17 protein-coding genes are annotated in these 20,936 nt (G+C 69.1%); 6 read left to right on the forward strand and 11 right to left on the reverse strand.

All coding sequences use genetic code 11. From position 1 onward, the window contains the following. Positions 1-364: 364 nt before the first annotated feature. The 3 genes from J8I35_RS11010 (at position 365) to J8I35_RS11020 (ending at position 7,092) form a co-directional block, all read left to right on the forward strand. The gene (locus J8I35_RS11010; protein WP_209925384.1) at positions 365-889 is read left to right on the forward strand and encodes a metal-dependent hydrolase; all 525 of its coding nucleotides are present in this window, start codon (positions 365-367) and stop codon (positions 887-889) included. A gap of 277 nt (positions 890-1,166) precedes the next feature. Continuing rightward, positions 1,167-5,678, forward strand: coding sequence for a DEAD/DEAH box helicase (locus J8I35_RS11015; RefSeq protein ID WP_209925385.1), 4,512 nt, complete (start codon positions 1,167-1,169; stop codon positions 5,676-5,678). Between the two features lie 139 nt (positions 5,679-5,817). Then, entirely contained in the window at positions 5,818-7,092 is a 1,275-nt protein-coding gene (locus tag J8I35_RS11020) for an amino acid permease (protein WP_124650949.1), read from the forward strand. A gap of 96 nt (positions 7,093-7,188) precedes the next feature. Here the strand turns inward: J8I35_RS11020 and J8I35_RS11025 are convergent, their stop codons facing one another. The 4 genes from J8I35_RS11025 to J8I35_RS11040 all read right to left on the reverse strand — a co-directional run bounded on the left by J8I35_RS11025 (position 7,189) and on the right by J8I35_RS11040 (position 9,848). Continuing rightward, a complete protein-coding gene (locus tag J8I35_RS11025) occupies positions 7,189-7,485 on the reverse strand; it encodes an XRE family transcriptional regulator (RefSeq protein WP_012338300.1) in 297 nt (98 codons plus the stop codon). Positions 7,486-7,558: 73 nt separating this feature from the next. Further along, positions 7,559-7,918, reverse strand: a complete 360-nt coding sequence (locus tag J8I35_RS11030) for a type II toxin-antitoxin system RelE/ParE family toxin (protein WP_124554150.1) — start codon at positions 7,916-7,918, stop codon at positions 7,559-7,561. A 128-nt stretch (positions 7,919-8,046) separates the two neighbouring features. Then, positions 8,047-9,033, reverse strand: a complete 987-nt coding sequence (pcaQ, locus tag J8I35_RS11035) for a pca operon transcription factor PcaQ (RefSeq protein ID WP_050010839.1) — start codon at positions 9,031-9,033, stop codon at positions 8,047-8,049. A gap of 77 nt (positions 9,034-9,110) precedes the next feature. After that, positions 9,111-9,848, reverse strand: coding sequence for a helix-turn-helix transcriptional regulator (locus J8I35_RS11040; protein ID WP_050010837.1), 738 nt, complete (start codon positions 9,846-9,848; stop codon positions 9,111-9,113). Between the two features lie 120 nt (positions 9,849-9,968). Between J8I35_RS11040 and J8I35_RS11045 the strand changes: the two genes are divergently transcribed. From J8I35_RS11045 to pcaG, 3 genes are all read left to right on the forward strand, one after another. Next, complete coding sequence (locus J8I35_RS11045; protein ID WP_209925386.1) at positions 9,969-10,535, forward strand: YiiX/YebB-like N1pC/P60 family cysteine hydrolase; 567 nt, start codon at positions 9,969-9,971, stop codon at positions 10,533-10,535. Positions 10,536-10,810: 275 nt separating this feature from the next. Next, a complete protein-coding gene (gene pcaH, locus J8I35_RS11050) occupies positions 10,811-11,518 on the forward strand; it encodes a protocatechuate 3,4-dioxygenase subunit beta (RefSeq protein WP_006489685.1) in 708 nt (235 codons plus the stop codon). Positions 11,519-11,521: 3 nt separating this feature from the next. Then, complete coding sequence (gene pcaG / locus J8I35_RS11055; protein WP_050010832.1) at positions 11,522-12,115, forward strand: protocatechuate 3,4-dioxygenase subunit alpha; 594 nt, start codon at positions 11,522-11,524, stop codon at positions 12,113-12,115. A gap of 429 nt (positions 12,116-12,544) precedes the next feature. Here the strand turns inward: pcaG and J8I35_RS11060 are convergent, their stop codons facing one another. The 7 genes from J8I35_RS11060 to J8I35_RS11090 form a co-directional block, all read right to left on the reverse strand. Then, positions 12,545-13,324 carry a helix-turn-helix transcriptional regulator gene (locus J8I35_RS11060; protein ID WP_050010830.1) on the reverse strand — a complete coding sequence of 260 codons (780 nt, stop codon included), beginning with the start codon at positions 13,322-13,324 and terminating at the stop codon, positions 12,545-12,547. A 222-nt stretch (positions 13,325-13,546) separates the two neighbouring features. Beyond that, positions 13,547-14,374 (reverse strand): M55 family metallopeptidase, encoded by an 828-nt coding sequence (locus J8I35_RS11065; RefSeq protein WP_209925387.1) that lies wholly within the window; start codon positions 14,372-14,374, stop codon positions 13,547-13,549. Next, positions 14,371-15,453 (reverse strand): P1 family peptidase, encoded by a 1,083-nt coding sequence (locus tag J8I35_RS11070; protein ID WP_209925388.1) that lies wholly within the window; start codon positions 15,451-15,453, stop codon positions 14,371-14,373. Before J8I35_RS11070 ends, J8I35_RS11065 begins: the two co-directional genes overlap by 4 nt. After that, positions 15,453-16,346, reverse strand: coding sequence for a glutathione ABC transporter permease GsiD (gsiD, locus tag J8I35_RS11075; protein WP_050010827.1), 894 nt, complete (start codon positions 16,344-16,346; stop codon positions 15,453-15,455). The genes J8I35_RS11070 and gsiD overlap by 1 nt, the downstream gene beginning before the upstream one ends. A 7-nt stretch (positions 16,347-16,353) precedes the next feature. After that, positions 16,354-17,274 carry a glutathione ABC transporter permease GsiC gene (gene gsiC, locus J8I35_RS11080; protein WP_050010825.1) on the reverse strand — a complete coding sequence of 307 codons (921 nt, stop codon included), beginning with the start codon at positions 17,272-17,274 and terminating at the stop codon, positions 16,354-16,356. Positions 17,275-17,341: 67 nt separating this feature from the next. Beyond that, the gene (gene gsiB, locus J8I35_RS11085; protein WP_089489285.1) at positions 17,342-18,904 is read right to left on the reverse strand and encodes a glutathione ABC transporter substrate-binding protein GsiB; all 1,563 of its coding nucleotides are present in this window, start codon (positions 18,902-18,904) and stop codon (positions 17,342-17,344) included. Between the two features lie 102 nt (positions 18,905-19,006). Continuing rightward, the gene (locus tag J8I35_RS11090; protein WP_124554143.1) at positions 19,007-20,911 is read right to left on the reverse strand and encodes a dipeptide ABC transporter ATP-binding protein; all 1,905 of its coding nucleotides are present in this window, start codon (positions 20,909-20,911) and stop codon (positions 19,007-19,009) included. Positions 20,912-20,936 lie beyond the last annotated feature (25 nt).

A 20,936-nucleotide genomic window follows, 5' to 3' on the forward strand; every position in this document is an offset into this window, starting at 1 on the left:
ACGAGCACCTGATCCGTGGATGGCCGCTGGCGCGCCGACGGCCATCTGCCGGCTTCGTAGTATAGGGGCACAAAAAGGGTCGAACACGCGGCGCGCGACGAAAGCGTGCCGCGTGTGTGCGGCCGGTCACGTTGCGGCGCCGCGACGCGCACGTGGCGCGTTCGGCACCGCCTGCGGCGCGCGCCGTCGCGCAATGCACAAAACCGAAAGTTGCGAATCGCGCGGCATGCCGTGCATTGCGCACAAAAAAATCTGCAAACGCGCCGCGCGCGGCTCAGGCCGATCTGCGAAGATAGCGCCCCGCTTGCGCGCCGCATCATCGTTTCGTGCACGCGCCGCTTCACGTTTCCTCGTCTCGCTCGCTATGGCATCACACAATGCGCATCACGCGTCCGGCTTCGCGGCCGGCGTCGCCGCCGCCGTCCTCGTCGCGCAAACCGGCGCAACCGGCCCGTGGCATTCGGGCATGCTCGCCGCGTTCGCGGCGGGCGTCGCGGGCGGCACCGCGCCCGACTGGCTCGAAGTCGCCTGGTGGAGCCGCAAACGCCGCCTGTGGATCACGCATCGCACCCTCACGCACTGGGGTATCGGCTGGGTCGCGCTGCTCGCGCTCGGCTGGCACGGGCTCACCCATCATCCGCATCCGCTGTGGGCCGCGCCGCTGTTCGGCTTCGCCTGCGGCGGCGTGATGCACCTGCTCGCCGACTGGCCCAATCCGCTCGGCGTACCGTGGATCTGGCGGCGCCATTCGCTGAACCTGTGGAACAGCGGGCGTTGCGACCTGATCGTCGTGGCCGCCGCGTGGGGCGGCACGCTGTGGCTCGCGCAGTCGCTGTGGTCGCGTGCGCCGTTGGTGGAACACTGGCTCGGCTGGCTGCATCGCGTCTAGGAGCGGTTCGCGCTCATCACGCACGTTCCGCTGTTCGGAAAAATTCAGGCTTGGGGCTCGGCCCAGTTGCAATTCGACACAATTCAGCGCGCGCTCGGCGTGCCGGCGGGCACGCAACTTTCCGTCGATTGAAAGCACGGCGCGGGCCCCCATCTGAATTGGAATCGTCGGCACGCATGCCCGGCACGCGCGCGCGGCGTCTGGCACACTGACAATTCGATTCGCGTGCGATCCGTCGCACGCTCGCCCCCCGCTCGCACCCTATTTCAACGCTCCGATGGACGTCACAGCTACCCGCCCTGCCGCCCGCGCGCTCGACGTGTTCCACCCGGCCGTCGCCGCGTGGTTCCGCCGCACGTTCGCCGCGCCGACCGGCGCGCAGGCGCTCGCGTGGCCGCACATCAAGGCCGGCCGCTCGACGCTCGTCGCCGCGCCGACCGGCTCCGGCAAGACGCTCACCGCGTTCCTGTGCGCGCTCGACGATCTGGTGCGCGATGCGCTCGCGCATGACGGCACGCTGCCCGACGCGACGCTGGTCGTCTACGTATCGCCGCTGAAGGCGCTGTCGAACGACATCCACGTGAACCTCGACGCGCCGCTCGCCGGCATCGCGGAATCGCTCGCGCAACTCGGCCTGCCGGTGCCCGCGATCCGCACCGCGGTGCGCACCGGCGACACGACGCAGGCCGAGCGCGCCGCGCTGCGCAAGCGCGCGCCGCACATCCTCGTCACCACACCCGAATCGCTGTACGTGCTGCTGTCGTCCACGTCGGGGCGGCAAATGCTGTCGAACGTGCGCTCGGTCATCGTCGACGAAATCCATGCGCTTGCGTCATCCAAGCGCGGCAGCCATCTCGCGCTGTCGCTCGAACGCCTCGACGCGCTGGTCGGCCGCGCGCTGCCGCGCATCGGGCTGTCGGCCACGCAAAAGCCGATCGACGCGGTCGCGCGCTTCCTGGTCGGCGGGCCGGCCGACGCGCCGCGCGACTGCGCGATCGTCGACACGGGCCACACGCGCGAGCGCGATCTCGCGCTCGAACTGCCGAACGTGCCGCTCGAACCGGTGATGGCGACCGACGTGTGGGAACAGGTGTACGACCGCATCGCGGGGCTCGCGGCCGCGCACCGCACGACGCTGGTGTTCGTCAACACGCGCCGCACCGCCGAGCGCATGGCGCGCCATCTCGCCGACCGGCTCGGCAAGGACGCGATCGCCGCGCATCATGGCAGTCTCGCGAAGGAGCACCGCTTCGACGCCGAGCAGCGCCTGAAGCGCGGCGAACTGAAACTGCTCGTCGCGACCGCGTCGCTCGAACTGGGCATCGACATCGGCGACGTCGATCTCGTCTGCCAGGTCGGCTCGCCGCGCGGCATCGCGCCGTTCCTGCAACGCGTCGGCCGCTCGGGGCACCACGTCGGCGGCGTGCCGAAGGGGCGGCTCTTTCCGCTGTCGCGCGACGAGCTGGTCGAATGCGCGGCGCTGCTCGACTGCGTGCAGCGCGGCGAACTCGACGCGCTGCGGATTCCCGAAGCGCCGCTCGACGTGCTCGCGCAGCAGATCGTCGCCGAAGTCGCGTGCACGGAATGGCAGGAAGACGCGCTGTATGCGAGCTTCACGCGCGCCGCGCCGTACGCGCGGCTGACGCGCGAGCGCTTCGACGAAGTGATGAAGATGCTCGCCGAAGGGTTCACGAGCCGGCGCGGCGTGCGCGGCGCATACCTGCATCGCGACGTGGTGGGCGGCACCGTGCGCGGCCGCCGCAACGCGATGATGACCGCGACCACTTCCGGCGGCACGATCCCCGACATGGCCGACTACGCGGTGCTGCTCGAACCGCAGGGCATCCAGGTGGGCACGGTCAACGAGGATTTCGCGATCGAGAGCCTGGCCGGCGACGTGTTCCAGTTGGGCAACCAGTCGTACCGGATCATTCGCGTGGAGACGGGCCGCGTGCGTGTCGAGGATGCGCAGGGGCAATCGCCGAGCATTCCGTTCTGGCTCGGCGAGGGGCTCGGGCGCAGCGACGAGCTGTCGATGGCGGTCGGCCGGTTGCGTGCGCGGCTCGATGCGCTGTTCGCGGAAGGCGACCGGCATCCGCGGGCCGACACGGCGAAGCACGCGAACGTCACCGAGGCCGGCAAGACGACCGCCCGCGGCAAACCCCGAAAAGCGGCCGCTGACACTGACGCGCTGCCCGCCGCCTCGCCCGACAACGCGCCCGGCGGCACCGCGCTCGCCCCCACCGAAAGCCGCCTCGCGCCCGCGTTGCGCTGGCTCGTCGACGATCTGCACCTGTCGCCCGACGCCGCGCGCCAGATCGCCGACTACCTCGCGCGCACCCGCGCCGCGCTCGGCGCGTTGCCGACGCAGGACACGCTCGTGATGGAGCGTTTCTTCGACGAATCGGGCGGCACGCAGCTCGTGATCCATTCGCCGTTCGGCAGCCGGATCAACCGCGCCTGGGGGCTCGCGCTGCGCAAGCGCTTCTGCCGCAACTTCAACTTCGAACTGCAGGCCGCCGCGACCGACGACGCGATCATCCTGTCGCTGTCGCTCGCGCACAGCTTCGCGCTCGACGAAGTGTGGCGCTACCTGCGTTCGGCCAGCGCCGAGCACGTGCTGACCCAGGCGCTGCTCGACGCGCCGATGTTCGGCGTGCGCTGGCGCTGGAACGCGACCACCGCGCTCGCGCTGCCGCGCTTCACCGGCGGCCGGCGCACCGCGCCGCAACTGCAGCGGATGAAGAGCGACGATCTGCTCGCGACGGTGTTCCCCGATCAGGTCGCGTGCCTCGAGAACATCGTCGGCGAACGCGAGATTCCGCATCATCCGCTCGTCGACCAGACGCTCGACGACTGCCTGCACGACGCGATGGACACCGACGGCTGGCTCGCGCTGCTGCGCCGGATCGAAAGCGGCGCGATCGAGCTCGTCGCGCGCGACTTGCCCGCGCCGTCGCCGCTCGCGGCCGAGATCCTGAACGCGAAGCCCTACGCATTCCTCGACGATGCGCCGCTCGAGGAACGCCGCACGCAGGCCGTGCAGTCGCGCCGCTGGAGCGATCCCGAATCGGCCGACGATCTTGGTGCGCTCGACGCCGACGCAATCGACGCGGTGCGTGACGAAGCGTGGCCGCTCGTGCGCGACGCCGACGAAATGCATGATGCGCTGCTCACGCTCGCGTGCGTCGCCGACAGCGAGGCGCACGCGCACGCAGGCTGGCCCGAGCGATTGGCGGAACTCGCGGAACGCCGCCGCGCGACGAAACTCGCCACGCCGTGCGGCGCCGCGCTGTGGGTGCCGGTCGAGCGGCTCGTCTGCCTGCGCGCGCTGCATGCGGACGCCCGTGCGACACCAGCGCTCAAGGTGCCGGCCGCATGCGTGCAGCCGTGGGAAGCCGATGCGGCGCTCGTCGACGTGATCCGCGCGCGGCTCACCGGCTTCGGGCCGTTGACGCTCGATGCGATCGCCGCGCCGCTCGGGCTGCCGCCCGCGTCGGTGGCGACGGCGCTCGCGGCGCTGGAGCGCGAAGGCTACGTGATGCGCGGCCGCTTCACGCCGGGCGCGACGATCGACGAATGGTGCGAACGCCACCTGCTCGCGCGCATTCATCGCTATACGGTGAAGCGGCTGCGTCGCGAGATCGAGCCGGTCGAACGCGCCGATTTCATGCGCTTCCTGTTCCACTGGCAGCACCTGACGCCCGACACGCGCGGCACCGGCCGCGACGCGCTGGCAGCCGTGGTCGAACAGCTCGAAGGCTACGAGGCCGCGGCAAGCGCGTGGGAAGACGCGCTGCTGCCCGCGCGGCTCACCGACTACACGGCGGGCGGCCTCGACGAGTTGTGCCGCTCGGGCAAGCTCGTGTGGACCCGCATCGGCGCGCCGGCGCGCGCGGCCGGCACGCCCGTGAAGACGACGCCAATCGTGCTGCTGCCACGCCGTCATCTTTCCGCGTGGCAGGCGCTGCGGGACCCCGATGCGCAACCGGCGCTGTCCGCGCGCGCCACGCAAGTGCGCGACGCACTCGCCGCGCACGGCGCGATGTTCTTCGATGCGCTGCTTGACGACCTGCGCATGCTGCCCGTCGAACTCGAACAGGCGCTCGGCGAACTCGTGTCGGCCGGCCTCGTGAATGCGGACAGCTACGCGGGCCTGCGCGCGCTGCTGAAGCCGGCCGTCAAGCGCAGCGCGACGTATGCGCCACGCACGCGCCGCGGCGGCGCGCTGATCGGCGGGATGGACGACGCCGGCCGCTGGGCGCTCGTACAGCGTCAGGCACCGCCGGATGACGACACGCCTGCACCGAAACGCAACCTCGCCACGACCGATCCCGACGCGCTCGAACATATCGTGTGGACGCTGCTGCGCCGCTACGGCGTCGTGTTCTGGCGGCTGCTCGAACGCGAAGCCGACTGGCTGCCCAGCTGGCGCGAACTCGTGCGCGTGCTGCAGCGCCTCGAAGCACGCGGCGAGATTCGCGGCGGTCGCTTCGTCGCCGGGCTCGCGGGCGAGCAGTTCGCGCTGCCCGAGGCCATCCCGATCCTGCGCGAACTCCGACGGCAACCGGGCGACGGACAATACCTATGCGTGACGGGCGCCGATCCGCTGAATCTCGCCGGCACGCTGTTGCCCGGCGACAAGGTGCCGGCGCTGGCCGGCAATCGCGTGCTGTTCCGCGATGGCGTGCCCGTCGCCTCGCTGGTATCGGGTACGTTCCATTACGCGCCCGACCTGTCGCCTGCCGCGCGCGAGGACGCGCGCCTGCGGCTCGCGCGTTCCTGCTGACATCGGCTGACACGGTCGCGGCACGAGACTACTCATCGCCGGGCCGCGCGAGCGCCATCGTTCGGGTAGCATCGGTGATCGACCGCGCGGGCTTTCGCGCGTCGTCCACACAAAACAAGACTCCCGGAGACTGCCGCTCATGCCTTCGCATGCCGATTCGCCCGCTGCTCATCACGCGGGTTCGCTGACCATTTTCCAGGGCGCCGCGCTCTATATCGGCGCGGTGCTCGGCACCGGCGTGATCGCGCTGCCCGCGCTCGCCGCCGAAGTCGCGGGGCCGGCCTCGCTGCTCGCATGGGCGGCGCTCGTCGTGCTGTCCGGGCCGCTCGCGGCCACCTTCGCCGCACTCGGCGCCCGCTATCCCGATGCGGGCGGTGTGTCGACCTACGCGCGGCGCGCGTTCGGCCCGAAGGCTGCCGCCATCGTCGGCTGGTGCTTCTATTTCGCGGTGCCTGCCGGCGCACCGGCGGCCGCGATGTTCGGCGGTGCATACGTCGCGGCCGTCACGGGCGGCGGACACACGACGGTCATCGTCACCGCCGCCGCGCTGATCGCGACCGTGTCGGCCGCAAATGCATTCGGCGTCACCGTGTCGGGCCGCATGCAACTGGTGTTGTCGGCGCTGCTCGTCGCGCTGCTGCTCGCCGCGGTGCTTGCGTCCGCGCCGCATGCGCGCACCGCGAACCTGCATCCGTTCGCCCCGCATGGCTGGCTCGCCGTCGGCCAGGCCGCCGCGCTGCTCGTGTGGAGCTTCGCCGGCTGGGAAGCGATCACCCATCTCGCCGCCGAATTCCGCCGGCCCGCGCACGACATGCCGCGTTCGGCCGGCATCGCGGTCGTGGTCGTCGGGTTCCTGTATCTGTCGGTCGCCGCCGCGAGCGTGACGGTGCTCGGGCCTTCCGCAGGCGCATCGGGCGCGCCGCTCGCCGAACTGATCGCGGGCGGCATCGGCGGCCATGCGCAAGTGCTGGCGGCGGCCGCCGCGCTGCTGCTCACGCTCGGCACGATGAACGCGTATTTCGCGGGCGCGGCCAAGCTCGGCGCGGCGCTCGGACGCGACGGCGCGTTGCCTGCGTGGCTCGCGCAAGGCAGCCAGGTGGGCGGCGTGCCGCGCCGCAGCCTCGGCGTGATCGCCGTGCTCGCGGCCGTCGCACTGGCCGCCACGGCGCTGTCGGACGTCGGGCCGAAGCCGCTCGTGCTTGTGACGTCCGGATGTTTCGTGATGGTGTATGGGCTCGGCGCGGCGGCCGCGCTGAAACTGTTGCCGCGTGGCGGCATCGCGTATCGCTGCGCGTGGATTTCGCTGATTGCGGTGGCCGGACTGTTCATGACGACCGGCTGGTATTTCCTGTTCCCGCTACTGCTCGCGGGCGGCGCACTGCTTTATCTGCAGGTCGCCGGCCCGCGCAAATGACCCGGCATGCGCCCGCGGGCCGACGCCGGCCCGCTCGCCCCGCCCGGCGCGCGAACCATCACGTCGAGCCGCCCGTGCGCCGTTCGTTCACGCCGGTCAGGCCGGCACCAGCTCGAAGCTGAGCCGTTTGCCGAGCGCGGCGGCCGCGCTCGCGAGCGTCGCCAGCGTGAGGCTCGTGTCGGTTTCGTCGAGCAGACGGTTGAGTGCGGCGCGGCTGGTTTTCATCCGCGCGGCCATCGCGGTTTTCGTGATGTGCTGCGCCTTCATTTCCTGCCCGATCTGCCACGCGATCACGCGCTTGATCGCGGTGGCGGTGGCCGCTTCGAGATTGCCGTCCGCTTCGAGAAAGGCATCGAAATCGCTGCCGATATGCGGATTGTTCGTGGTCGTCATGTCGTACTCCAGTGCATGGCGTTGCCGGCTGCCCGACCGTCGGAGACGGTGTATTCCGGCGCAACCGGGGAATTCAGATGGCGTGCGTCAGCGCTTTCAGGCGCGCGACGGTGACGTCGAGATCGTTCGACGGCGTGGCGCGCGACTGCTTGAAGAAGCCGTGCAGCAGCACCATCGTGTCGCCGACGACCGTGAACAGCACGCGTGCGCTGCGCCCCGGCACCGCCACGCGGATCTCCCAAAGATCCTTCGCCATCTTGCGGACCAGCGGCATGCCGAGCGGCCAGCCGAGTTGAACGGTCTTGATCTCTTCGCCGATCGCCCTTCGATCCACTTGCCCGAGCGCGTTGAGCCATTCGCGCACCGGCTCGTTGCCGCGGGCCGAGCGAAAGAACCGCACGCCGAGCGTGGCCTGAATCTGCTGTCTCGTCATCGTCTTGCCGCCAATCGTATCAAAAACGGTACGATATGCCAAGCACCCCTATGACGGCTACTGGCCGAATGGCGGATCCCTGCAGCAAGAAAGGAGATCGGGCCCGGCGCGTCGCCCGGCCCGATGAATCAACGCTTGCCGCGACCGGGCTTGCGCGCCGCACGCGGCGCCCGGTGCGGGTGCGCATCGCCGAACCGCGATCGCGCGATGTCGCGCACCGCGTCGATCAGCGTCCGCGCGACCGGCGACGGTTGCGCATCGGTACGCAGCACGAGCCCGACCGGCTCGTCGGTGCCCGCCGACGGCAGCGGCAGGCGCGCCAGCGCGCCTGCCGACAGATCGTATTCGGCCGCATAGAGCGGCACGAACCAGACCGCGTCATTCTCGAGCGCCAAGGCGCGCGCGACCGATACCGACAGCACCTCGATGAACGAATCCAGCGGCGGCGCGCCGCATGCGCCGAGCAGTTGCTCGGCGGACTGGCGGATCAACGTGCCGAACGGCGGCAGCACGACCGGATAGCGCGCCAGCTCGGCGGCCGGCGCCGCGCTCGCGAGCAGCGGGTGCCCGGCGCGCACGACCGCGACGAGCGGCTCGTTGTACAACTGCTCGAACGCGAGCCCGATCATCCGCTCGGGCTCCGACAGCCGACCGATCGCGCACTCGATCGCGCCGGATTTCAGACGCTCGAGCAACTCGGCGTTCGCGGCCGTCGCGATCCGCACGACGATGCGCGGCCAGCGCGCGGTCAGCGCCTTCATCAAGGCCGGTGCGAGCGAGGCCGCGACGGTCGGCAGCATGCCGATTTCCAGCGTCGCGGCGGCGGCCCCGCCCTCGCGCGCCAGCAGCCCGACGCCCTGCCGCAGCGCCAGCACGCACGCGTTCGCGTGCGGCATGAACAGTTGCGCTTCGCGGGTCGGCTGCGCGCCGTGCCGGCCGCGCTCGAACAGCTTCACGCCGAGGATCGCCTCCAGCTCGGCGATCGTCTTCGACACGGCCGGTTGCGTGATCGACAGGCTTTCGGCCGCCTTCTGCACGCCGCCCAGCTGCGCGACCGCGAGAAAACACTGCAGGTGCCGGAATTTGACACGGCCGTCGGCGATACGGTTATTCATAACGAGTCGTTATGCGAATGATGATGAATCGCCATTTTGCATAACTTTCCGGAAAGGCCCAAGCATTCGGCGCGGCATCACGCATGGCGCCGCAGCGCGTGGAATCCCGTCGGCTCCCAGATTCGTTTCGCGATCAGGAGGGCCGTGCCGTGCTTCTGCCCCAGCGGCGCGGACGACGACTCCGCATGCAGCGCCGCCGCCTTGCTGGCGAGCCGCCGCAGTTCCTGTTCGAGCTCCGCGGCAGCCGCGTCCGTCAGCATCCCCTGCAGGAACGTCATCGTCTCGCCCGGGCCGTCGAAGCGGCTGCCGAGAAAGTCGTCGAGCACGTGCGCATGGAAGTAGCGGCGAATCGGCCCGCCCGGCAGCCAGTCGAAATCGCGCGCGACGCGCACGCGAATCCGGTCGCCGGGCAGCAGCGCGATCACGTTCATCCGGTCGAGCATCAGCAGATATTTCACGCATTCGGCCTGCGTGAGCCGATAGGCCGACACGATGTCCTGCACGGTCCAGTAGTTGATCGCGCAGACGGCGACCAGCAGCAGTTTCTCGTCCGACACCAGCAACGCCTCCTGCTGCTCGGTCAGCACGCGCAAGCGCGGCGCGGACGCCGACGCTTCCTGCACGAGCTCGGCGAGCGTATAGCCGAGCAGCTGGGCGATCTCCGCGACACGCTCCAGCGTGAAGCGGCCGCTCGCGAACAGCCGCTTCACGCTCGTCTCGGACACGTCCAGCGCACGCGCGACGTCCCGGTAAGTCATTCCCTGCGCCTTCAGCTGGCGCTTCAGCGTTTCGATGAGTTGGGCGGTCTCGGTCATGGCGGTATCGAAAAATGATGCTCGAGGTCGGATATTAGGCTACTTGCGCATCCACATCAGCACTTTTGGTTACTTGTCTGCATAATCCGCTCCGTCCTGTCACGCAACGACGGAGCCGAAATGACGACCCGAATCGACACTGCCCTCTGCGAACCGCACCACGCCGCCCCGCGCGATGCACGCGACACCGATCGCACGATGCCGCTCGCGACCGTGCGCACGCTGGCCGCCGGCGCACATGTCGGCGATCTGGTGTTCATCCGCGTACCGGCCGGTGCATCGGATGCCGCGGCTGGCGCGGTCGACACCTGGGCCAATCGCTTCGGCATCGTCGTCGATACGTCGGGCGACGAACCGCTGATCGCCGAGTCCACCGCGTTTGCGTGGACGAAGCTCACGCCGCTGTCGCGCTTCGTCGCCCGTACCGACGGCGGACGCATCGCACTGGCGCGCCGCGTCGCGGCAGCGTCGGCCGACGCGCAGCGCCACGTTCATGCGCTGGCCGAACAGCGAATCGATGCGCTGCTCGGCCGTCGCTTGAACCTGCGGGCGCGGCGCAGCTTCTGCGCGCAGTACGTGACCGACGTGCTCGGCGCCGGCCACGCGTCGACACCGTCGGCCCTGCTGCGCAGCGGCACGCTGGTGCTCGAATTCGACGGGATCGTCTTCGATCCCCGCCATCCATGACGACGGGCACGCTCGGGGAGACCGGATAACAACGAGAACGAAAGACAAAAAACAGCGACGGGCTGGCTGGAGGGCCGTGCACGGGGTCGTCACCGACGACGCGAAGCCCGATCGCTTTTTCCGCCGGACAGGTTGCCTGTCCGGCGGAATTTTCATTGTCAGGACGAACATAACGAACGGTTATGCGATTCGCGAAAAAAGGTCATTTTGCATAACTTTCCGGATTGGCTAAAGTCGTGCCATCCACTTCGCGAAAAACTGACAGGAGACGCCCGATGGATTCCCCCACGATCCTCACGCCGCGCGACTGGCCGTCGCATCCGGCCTATGTTCACCCCGAGTACCGTTCGTCCGTCAAGCGCGGCCCGACCCGCCCGCTGATCCCGCTGAAGGAGAAGCTGCGCGACCAGTACGCGCCCGTCTACGGCGCGGAAGATCTCGGCGCGCTCGACCATGACCTGACGAAGAACGCCGTGAAGAACGGCGAGCCGCTCGGCGAGCGGATGGTCGTCACCGGCCGCGTGCTCGACGAAGGCGGCAAGCCCGTGCGCAACACGCTCGTCGAGGTGTGGCAGGCCAACGCGGCCGGCCGCTACGTGCACAAGGTCGACCAGCACGATGCACCGCTCGACCCGAACTTCCTCGGTGCCGGCCGCTGCCTGACCGACGACGAAGGCCGCTACCGCTTCCTGACGATCAAGCCCGGCGCGTATCCGTGGGGCAACCATCCGAACGCGTGGCGCCCGAATCACATCCACTTCTCGCTGTTCGGCGATTACTTCGGCTCGCGTCTCGTCACGCAGATGTACTTCCCCGGCGATCCGCTGCTCGCGTACGACCCGATCTTTCAGGGCACGCCCGAGGCCGCGCGCGATCGCCTGATCTCGCGCTTCTCGATGGACATCACCGAAGAAGGCTATGCGCTCGGCTACGAATTCGACATCGTGCTGCGCGGCCGCGACGCCACCCCGATGGAGCGCTGAACCATGACGACGCTGAAGCAAACCCCTTCGCAGACGGTCGGCCCGTACTTCGCGTACGGCCTGTGCCCGCAGCAATACGACTACGACCTGAAAAGCCTGTTCACGCCGACGATTGCCGCCGCGCACGCCGAAGGCGAGCATGTGCTGCTGGTCGGGCAGGTGTTCGACGGCGACGGCAACGTCGTCGGCGACGCGGTGCTGGAATTCACGCAGGTGGACGGCGCGGGCCGCTACCCCGCGTCGCGCGACGACATCGCGAAATCCGGCTTCACGGGTTTCGCGCGCGTCGGCACGGGCACCGATCCGCAGCAGCGCTTCGTCGTCGAGACGGTGAAGCCGGGCCGCGTCGCCGCCGACGACGCGCCGCACATCAACGTGACCGTGATGATGCGCGGGATCCTCACCCATGCGTTCACGCGTGTGTACTTCGACGACGAGGCCGCCGCGAACGCGACCGACCCCGTGCTGAACGCGGTGCCCGCCGAGCGACGCGCGACGCTCGTCGCGAAACGCGACGCGCAGCCGGGCCGGCCGGTCGTCTATCGCTTCGACATCCGCATGCAGGGGCCGGACGAAACCGTGTTCTTCGACGTTTGACGCGTGCGCCGGCGCGCGTCGGCTTCGCCTGCAACCGCACCGCCGCGTGGCGCGATACCGATGGGCATCGCGCCACGCGGCGTTTGGGGGGACTCCGTCGCCCGCATTCGATGGTGCGGCGCATCGTGACCGGCGGAGCCGCGGATGCCCGTCCTCATCGGTTTTCCGCTCCGATATCGAATGCGCAATCGGAACGTATGCTGCGACAGCACATGAATCGTGGGATCGACACGATATCGTTTGCGCGTTATGCAGCGTATGCTTCGTTATCCGCAACGAGCCGGCAGGATTGAATCGGACGAAGCAACAATGATATGGACGATGCGCGACGCTGCCCGACAGGCCGGTCGCGCATTTTTTCACACGGAGTGCCTTTGAACGCGTCTGGCCGAAGTTGGCGGACGCGTATTTTTTGGCGGCAGGCACCGCCTAGCGGCGACTCTCCAGATACCGGCTCGGCGTGTCGCCCAGAATGCGGCGAAACGCCGACGTGAACGCACTCGCGCTCGCATAGCCGAGATCGAGCGCGACGCGCGTCACCGGCTGCCCGTCGGTCAGGCGGGCAATCGCCGCGAGCATGCACACCTGCTGGCGCCACGCGGCAAAACTCACGCCCGTCTGCGCGCGGAACTGCCGCGTGAACGTGCGCCGGCTCACGCCCGCGTCGGCCGCGACCCGGTCGAGATCGGCCGCGATCGACGGCGCCGCGAACAGGTGCCGGCACACCTTCGCCAGCCGCGCGTCGGCCGGCAGCGGCGCATGCAGCGACAGGCGCGGCATCGTCGCGATTTCGGCGACCAGCAGATCCATCAGCTTGCCTGCGCGGCCGTCGACGTCGTACATCGCCGGCAGGTCGACCGCATCGTCGAGCAGTTGCCGCAGCAGCGGCGACACGCCATACACGCCGCACTGCGCGGGCAGCCCGGCCGCCTGCGCGGCGTCCGCGGCCACGAACGCGTTGAGCATCGTGACCGGCCCGGTCATCGTCATTTCGTGCCGCACGCCGGCCGGCACCCAGCACGCGCGCTGCGGCGGCACCAGCCAGCGGCCGTGCGGCGTCGATACGCTGATCGTGCCGCGCGACGCGAACGCGAATTGTCCGCGCACGTGCGCGTGATCCGGAAACGTCGTGCCCCCCGCATAGTCGTTGGCGGTCACGACCACGCTCCGGGGAATGTGTTCGTAGGGATCTAGCTGCGTATTTCTCACGGCCCGAATTCCATCATCAATGACCCGATATCGAAGGCGGTCGCCTTCGAACGATCCACGACTCGCTCCACCGTTGCGCGACCTCGCGGCCAACACCCATCCGATGAACGAGACGCCGTTCTCGCCGGTTGCGGCGATGGAAGCATTCCTGCTCGCCGCGACGGTTGGCACCGTCGCGACCGGCTGACCGGCCGCGCACCGGCGGCGTCGTCGCAGCACGCATTACCGCAGCATGAACGACATCGCCGACAGGCTGTTCAGCGTGCGCACCACGTGCTCGACCGACGGCCCGTCGAAGCGCAGCGTCACCGCATCGACGCGCTCGAGCGACGGCAGCACGCAGAACAGGTCGGCGAGCGCGACCGTCTGCACGCGCAGCGTGCAAGCGGCCGGCGCGGGCCGATGCGCGCCTGCGCGCACGCCGGACGACAGCGCATGCGCGACCGTTTCCCGCGCGGCGGTCGCGATCCGCGCGCACGACGCCGACGGCGTCAGCGTCTCGCCGCTCGATGCGCCGCCGGCCGTCTTGACCGTCTCGAAACGCGCGTCCGGAAACAGCGGCTGGGTTTCCTCGGCGAATACGTCGTCGCCGGTCGCGAGCGCGACATGCGCGCCGTATTCGCGCGCCAGCGCGCCGTACAGCCCGGCTTCGCCGAGCTCGACGCCGTTCAGCCATACCTGCGTGAACGCAAAGCTGTTGATCGTGTGCGCGAGCACGCCGCGCGTCTGCGATTTCGCGTGATAGCCGATCATGAACACGAGATCGGGCTGCTGTTCGACGCCCGTCATCATCCCGAGCGTACGCGGCTTGCCGAGCACGACGCGCGCCCGCGCATCGAGCCCGTCGGGCAGCAGGTTGCGGAAGCCGCCATGCGAATCGTTGACCCAGACGGCCAGCGCGCCGCCCGCGAACGCGCCTTCGATCGCCGCGTTCGCCTCGGCGGTCATCCAGCGGCGCGCGCGCTCGTATTCCGGATTGCCGGCGCGCGTCTGCTCGGTCGCGAATACGCCGGCGACGCCCTCGATGTCGGTCGAGATCAGGATCTTCATGACAGGGTCGAACGTCCTTCGTTGTATTCGTTGAACCACCGGTCGAGATCGGGCACCGCGTCGCGCAGCGATGGCCGCACGTGGCCGTCGCGCCCGGCGACCGTTACCGCTTGCAGCAACGCGTCGGCGATCGCGTGCTCGACGCTTTCGGCCGCGGCCATGAACAGCGGATCGAGCGCCGCATCGGCCACGAGGGCCGGCAGCGCGATCGTCGATGCGTCAGGCGCGATCGTGTAGGCGGTCGAGAACGCGAGCGCGATGTCGCCGCTGCCATGCCCGTACACGGAACCGGTGCGGGCCAGCCCCGCCGCCGCGCGGCGCGCGAGCCGCGACAACTGCCGCGCGTCGAGCGGCGCGTCGGTCGCCAGCAACAGGATGATCGAGCCCTGCTCGGGCGGCGCCGCGTACGCGGCGTCGGCCGCGCGCCGTTGCGCGACAACACGGCCGAGCGGTACGCCGCCGAGCGTCAGCATCGGCAGCCGGCCGAAATTCGCGAGCACGAGCGCGCCGACCGTATAGGGGCGGCCGGCCGCGACGGCGACGCGCGACGCGGAACCGATCCCGCCTTTCAAGTCGAAGCACGACATCCCGCGCCCGGCGCCCACCGCGCCGCGTGCGACGTCGCGCGACGCCGCGCGGCACGCGTCGTCGTAATGCGCCGCGGTGACCGCGAACGCCTGGATGTCGTTCAGGTAACCGTCGTTGCACTCGAACACGAGCGGATTGACGGTCGGCCAGTCGCGGCCGATCCGCGGATTCGCGGCGATCGCCGCGCGGATCTGCGCCTCTGCGACCGCGCCGACGCCGAACGTATTGGTCAGCGCGATCGGCGTATCGAGCGTGCCGAGTTCGTCGACCTGCACGAGCCCGACGCTCTTGCCGAAACCGTTGATCACGGCCGCCCCCGCCGGCACCTTGCTGCGGTACACGTCGCCCGGATGCGGCTTCACGACGGTCACGCCCGTCTGCACGCTGCCGGTGTCGAGCGTGCAATGACCGACCATCACGCCCGGCACGTCGGCGATCGTGCCGCGCGGCCCGGCCGGCAGCGTCGCGGTCCACATCGGCGCAGCCTGCATCAACGGCGCTCCAGCTTCGGGTCGAGCGCGTCGCGCAGCCCGTCGCCGAGCAGGTTGAACGCGAGCACGGTCAGGAAGATCGCGAGGCTCGGGAACACCGCGATGTGCGGCGCCGTCACCATGTCCGCGCGCGCCTCGTTGAGCATCGCGCCCCACTCCGGCGTCGGCGGCTGCGCGCCGAGCCCGAGGAACGACAAGCTCGCGGCGGTGATGATCGACGTGCCGATCCGCATCGTGAAGTAGACGACGACCGACGACACGGTGCCCGGCAGGATGTGCCGCATGATGATCGTCCAGTCGGACGCGCCGATGCTGCGCGCGGCCTCGACGTAGGTCATGTGCTTGAGCATCAGCGTGTTGCCGCGCACGAGCCGCGCGAACGCCGGGATGCTGAAGATCGCGACCGCGCAGATCACGTTGACCATCCCGTTGCCGAGGATCGCGACCACGCCGATCGCGAGCAGGATGCCCGGGAACGCGAACAGCACGTCGGCGACGCGCATCGTGATGCGGTCCCACCAGCCTTCGTAATAGCCGGCGAGCAGCCCGAAGAACGTGCCGATCACCGCGCCGAGCGCCACCGAGAAGAAGCCGGCCGCGAGTGAGATGCGCGTGCCCGCGACGATCCGGCTGAAGATGTCGCGGCCGAGCGAATCGACGCCGAACCAGTGCACGGCCGACGGCCCCGCGTTCAGCGCGTCGTAGTCGAAATAGTTTTCCGGATCGAACGGCACGATGTGCGGGCCGACGAACGCGAGCACGACGAGCGCCAGCACGAAGCCGCCCGCAATGAGCGCAATGGTCTGCTTGCGGAACTTGCGCCAGAATTCGCGCCACGGCGTGCGGATCGCGGTCGTTGCGGCCGGCGCCGCGGGCTGGACAGTCGCGTTCATGCGGGCCTCACTTGAACCGGATGGTCGGGTTGATGACCGCGTACAGCACGTCGACGGTCAGGTTGATCAGGATGAATTCCAGCGAGAACAGCAGCACGATCGCCTGGATCACCGGGTAGTCGCGCATCGTCACCGCGTCGACCAGCAGGCGCCCGAGCCCCGGCCAGTTGAACACGGCCTCGACGACGATCGAGCCGCCGAGCAGGAAGCCGAACTGCAGCCCCATCATCGTGACGACCGGGATCATCGCGTTGCGCAGGCAGTGCTTGAGCACGACCATCGGTTCATGCACGCCCTTCGCGCGCGCGGTGCGCACGAAATCCTCGTTCAGCACTTCGACGAACGACGCGCGCGTGAAGCGCGCCATCACCGCCGCGACCGCGGCGCCGAGCGTCAGCGACGGCAGCACGTAGCTCTTCCACGTGCCGTCCGGCACGACCGGCAGCCAGCCGAGCTTCACCGAGAAGATCTCCATCAGCAGCATGCCGAGCGCGAACGCAGGAAACGAGATGCCCGACACCGCGAGCGTCATGCCGAGCCGATCAGGCCAGCGATTGCGCCAGACCGCCGACGCAATGCCGATCGCCATCCCGAACGCCGTCGCCCACCCCATGCTGACGAGCGTCAACAGCAGCGTCGGCATGAAGCGCTCGCCGATCTCGGTCGATACCGGCCGCTTGCTGCGCGTCGACATCCCGAAATCGCCGTGCGCGATCTTCGCGAAGAAACGCGCGAACTGTGCGGGCAGCGGCCGGTCGAGCCCGAGATCGGCGCGCACGAGCGCGACGGTCGCCTCGTCGGCTTCGGGACCGGCCGCGAGCCGCGCCGGGTCGCCCGGCAGCAGATGCACGAACAGGAACACCAGCACCGCGACGATCGCGAGCGTGGGCAGCAGGCCGAACAGGCGTTTGACGAGGAAATTCAGCATGGGACACCGATCGAGTCAGCGCACCGGCGGCTCGCGCCGCCGGCACTGCGTGGCGGGCAAACCGCCGTCATTTCAGCGAGATCTCGTCGAAGTTGAACGAGCCGTCCGGCATCACGTACGCGCCCTGCAGCCGCTTGCTGCGCGCATACACGATCTTCTCCTGCACGAGGAAGATCCACGGCGCATCGGCCCAGATCTGCTTCTGCGCATCGGCGTACAGCTCGGCCTTCTTCGCGCGGTCGACCGTCTCCAGCGCCTTCGTCAGGTCGCCGTCCACCGTGTCGTTCTTGTAGTACGCGGTGTTGACCAGCTTCGGCGGCGCCGATGCGCCGGCCAGCAGCGGCGTGATCGCCCAGTTCGCTTCGCCGGTCGACGACGACCAGCCGATGTAGTACATCCGCACCGGCGCCTTCGCCGGATCCGGCGCGCTCTCGACCTTCGCGACGCGTTCGCCGGCCTCCAGCGCCTGCACCTGCACCTTCACGCCGACCTGCGCGAGCTGCTGCTGCACGAACTGGATCGCCTTCTGCGACGTCGAGTTGTTATACGCGGACCACAGCGTCGTCTCGAAACCGTTCGGATAGCCGGCTTCCTTCAGCAGCGCACGCGCCTTTGCCGGGTCGTACGGCCAGGGCCCGAGCTTCGTCGCGTAATCGACGCCCTGCGGCACCACGCCGGTCGACGGCGTCGCGAAGCCGGAGAACGCAACTTTCGCGAGCGCTTCCTTGTTCACCGCGTAGTTCAGCGCCTGGCGCACCTTCGGGTTGTCAAACGGCTTTTGCAGCATGTTCAGCGACACGTAGCGCTGCACGATCGACGGCCGCTCGACCACGTCGACCTTCGGGTTGCTCTTCAGGTCGGCCGCCTGTTCGAACGGAATGCGGAACGCGAAATCGGCTTCGCCCGTCTTCATCAGCGCCGCGCGCGTGTTGTTGTCGACCACCGGCTTCCAGTCGATCGCGTCGATCTTCGGATAGCCCTTCTTCCAGTAGCCGGCGAACTTCTTCACCTTCAGGTCGTCGGTCTGCTTCCATTCGACGAACTCGAACGGCCCGGTGCCGACCGGATGCAGCGCGATGTCGCGGCCCCACTTCTTCAGCGCGGCCGGCGAAATCATCACGGCCGACGGGTGCGCAAGCGTGTTGATGAACGCCGAGAACGGCTCGTGCAGCGTGACCTTCACGGTGGTCGGATCGACCACTTCGGTCTTCTCGATCACGCGGAACATGTTGTAGCGCTTCAGATGGTTCGCGGGATCGGTCACGCGGTCGAAGTTGGCCTTCACGGCCGCCGCGTTGAAATCGGTGCCGTCGTGGAACTTCACGCCCGAGCGCAGCTTGATCGTGTACGTCTTCGCGTCGGGGCTGGCTTCATAGCCGGTCGCGAGCACGTTGACGAGCTTCATGTCCTTGTCGAAGCCGAACAGCCCCTGGTAGAACGACTTGACGACCGCCTGCGACACCGTGTCGTTCGCGTCGTACGGGTCCATCGTCGTGAAGGTCGAATCCACCGCCATCACCGCGGTCTGCTGCGCGAACGCGGGCAGCGCGGCCGACAGCGCGAACGCGCCGGCGAGCGCGACGAAGCATGCGCGCGGACGAAACATCGGAAACGGATGCTGCTTGCTCATTTTGCTGGGCTCCTATCGGTGAATCGGTGACGCCTCACGGGCGTTTCGGTTTCGACTGCCTGCTGGTTCGCGCACCGTCATCGCGGCGCACGACGCCACTCCTCAATACGCGCCGCCCACGCGATGCGTCGCGACGTAATGATCCGGGCCGACCGCGACGAGCGGCGCGACGACCGGCTCGTCGCCGACCGCGCGGATCGGGCTCGGAATCTCGTCCGCCGCGAGCTGGCGCGGCGCATGCCGGCGCGCGGGGTCGGCCACCGGCACCGCGCTCATCAGCTTCTTCGTGTACGGATGCTGCGGCGCCTCGAACACCGCGCGGCGCGGGCCGATCTCGACGATCTGGCCCAGATACATCACCGCGACGCGATGGCTGACGCGCTCGACGACCGCCATGTCGTGCGAGATGAACAGGTACGCGACGCCGAGCTCGCGCTGCAGGTCGAGCATCAGGTTGACGATCTGCGCCTGCACCGACACGTCGAGCGCCGACACCGACTCGTCGGCGATCACGACCTTCGGATTCAGCGCGAGCGCACGCGCGATCGCGATCCGCTGGCGTTGGCCGCCCGAGAATTCGTGCGGATAGCGGCGCGCGGCCTCCGGCGGCAGGCCGACCTTGTCGAGCAGCCAGTCGACGCGCGCCTGCGCTTCGCTGCCGCTCGCGACGCCGTGCACGAGCAGCGGCTCCATGATCGAGAAGCCGACGGTCAGGCGCGGGTTCAGCGACGCGAACGGGTCCTGGAAGATGAACTGGATGTTCCGACGCAGCGCCTGGAGGTCCGGGCCCTTCAGCGCGCTGATGTCGCGGCCGTCGAATTCGATCGAGCCGCTTTGCGATTCGACGAGACGCAGCAGCGAACGGCCGGTGGTCGACTTGCCGCAACCCGATTCGCCGACGAGCGCGAGCGTCTCGCCCGCACGCAGCTCGAAGCTCACGCGCTCGACCGCATGCACGTATTGCGACACGCGGCCGAACACGCCGCTCTTCACCGGAAACCGCGTGACGAGATCGCGCACGCGCAGGATCGGCGGCGCGGCATGATCGACGGGCGGCTGCGCGTCGTTCGCCGCGGACGCCGTCGTCGCGGCCGTGGCCGTCGCGTTCGTGCCGTCCACCTTCAACAGCGGGAATTTCTCCGGTGCGTCGGTGCCCTGCATCGAGCCGAGCCGCGGCACGGCCGCGAGCAGCGCGCGCGTGTAGCGATGCGCGGGCGTCGCGAAGATGCGGTCCGACTCGCCCTCCTCGACCTTCTCGCCGCGATACATCACGAGCACGCGATCGGCCACTTCGGCCACCACGCCCATGTCGTGCGTGATGAAGATCACGCCCATGTTCATTTCGTCCTGCAGCCCGCGCACCAGTTGCAGGATCTGCGCCTGGATCGTCACGTCGAGCGCGGTCGTCGGCTCGTCGGCGATCAGCAGCGCGGGCCGGCACGACAACGCCATCGCGATCATCACGCGCTGTCGCATCCCGCCCGACAACTGGTGCGGATAGCGCGCGAACACGCGGCGCGCTTCCGGGATGCGCACGAGATCGAGTAGCCGCAGCGCTTCCGCGCGGGCTTCGGCCGCGCTCTTCGACTGGTGCAGCGCGATCGCCTCGCTGATCTGGTCGCCGACCGTAAACACCGGGTTCAGCGACGTCATCGGCTCCTGGAAGATCATCGCGATGTCCGCGCCGCGGATGCCGCGCATCGTCGCGGCGCTCGCCCGCGCGAGATCGACCAGCGCGCCGCCACGGCGCCGGAACGCGATCCGGCCGCTCGTGATCTCGCCGCCGCCGTGCTCGACGAGCCGCATCAGCGCGAGCGACGTGACCGACTTGCCCGAGCCCGATTCGCCGACGATCGCGAGCGTCTCGCCGCGATCGACGTGAAACGACACGTTGCGCACCGCGTCGAACGTCGCGTTTTCGCGGCGGAACGTGACCGACAGGTCGTCGACGGCCACCACGCGCTGCTCGGGCAACGTCAGGGGCGACGGGTTACGGCTCGAAGTCATGGCATCTCTCCTCGTGCGATCCGGA

The organism is Burkholderia sp. CpTa8-5 (assembly GCF_017815045.1).
GTDB classification, from domain to species: domain Bacteria; phylum Pseudomonadota; class Gammaproteobacteria; order Burkholderiales; family Burkholderiaceae; genus Burkholderia; species Burkholderia sola.

Bases quoted from the DNA above. Each gene is read 5' to 3' on its own strand.
- J8I35_RS11070 (WP_209925388.1), bottom strand. From the start codon at position 15,453: ATGCAGGCTGCGCCGATGTGGACCGCGACGCTGCCGGCCGGGCCGCGC.
- J8I35_RS11010 (WP_209925384.1), top strand. From the start codon at position 365: ATGGCATCACACAATGCGCATCACGCGTCCGGCTTCGCGGCCGGCGTC.
- J8I35_RS11065 (WP_209925387.1), bottom strand. From the start codon at position 14,374: ATGAAGATCCTGATCTCGACCGACATCGAGGGCGTCGCCGGCGTATTC.
- gsiC (WP_050010825.1), bottom strand. From the start codon at position 17,274: ATGCTGAATTTCCTCGTCAAACGCCTGTTCGGCCTGCTGCCCACGCTC.
- J8I35_RS11030 (WP_124554150.1), bottom strand. From the start codon at position 7,918: ATGACGAGACAGCAGATTCAGGCCACGCTCGGCGTGCGGTTCTTTCGC.
- pcaQ (WP_050010839.1), bottom strand. From the start codon at position 9,033: ATGAATAACCGTATCGCCGACGGCCGTGTCAAATTCCGGCACCTGCAG.
- J8I35_RS11015 (WP_209925385.1), top strand. From the start codon at position 1,167: ATGGACGTCACAGCTACCCGCCCTGCCGCCCGCGCGCTCGACGTGTTC.
- gsiD (WP_050010827.1), bottom strand. From the start codon at position 16,346: ATGAACGCGACTGTCCAGCCCGCGGCGCCGGCCGCAACGACCGCGATC.
- J8I35_RS11025 (WP_012338300.1), bottom strand. From the start codon at position 7,485: ATGACGACCACGAACAATCCGCATATCGGCAGCGATTTCGATGCCTTT.
- J8I35_RS11045 (WP_209925386.1), top strand. From the start codon at position 9,969: ATGACGACCCGAATCGACACTGCCCTCTGCGAACCGCACCACGCCGCC.
- J8I35_RS11040 (WP_050010837.1), bottom strand. From the start codon at position 9,848: ATGACCGAGACCGCCCAACTCATCGAAACGCTGAAGCGCCAGCTGAAG.
- J8I35_RS11090 (WP_124554143.1), bottom strand. From the start codon at position 20,911: ATGACTTCGAGCCGTAACCCGTCGCCCCTGACGTTGCCCGAGCAGCGC.
- pcaH (WP_006489685.1), top strand. From the start codon at position 10,811: ATGGATTCCCCCACGATCCTCACGCCGCGCGACTGGCCGTCGCATCCG.
- gsiB (WP_089489285.1), bottom strand. From the start codon at position 18,904: ATGAGCAAGCAGCATCCGTTTCCGATGTTTCGTCCGCGCGCATGCTTC.
- pcaG (WP_050010832.1), top strand. From the start codon at position 11,522: ATGACGACGCTGAAGCAAACCCCTTCGCAGACGGTCGGCCCGTACTTC.
- J8I35_RS11020 (WP_124650949.1), top strand. From the start codon at position 5,818: ATGCCTTCGCATGCCGATTCGCCCGCTGCTCATCACGCGGGTTCGCTG.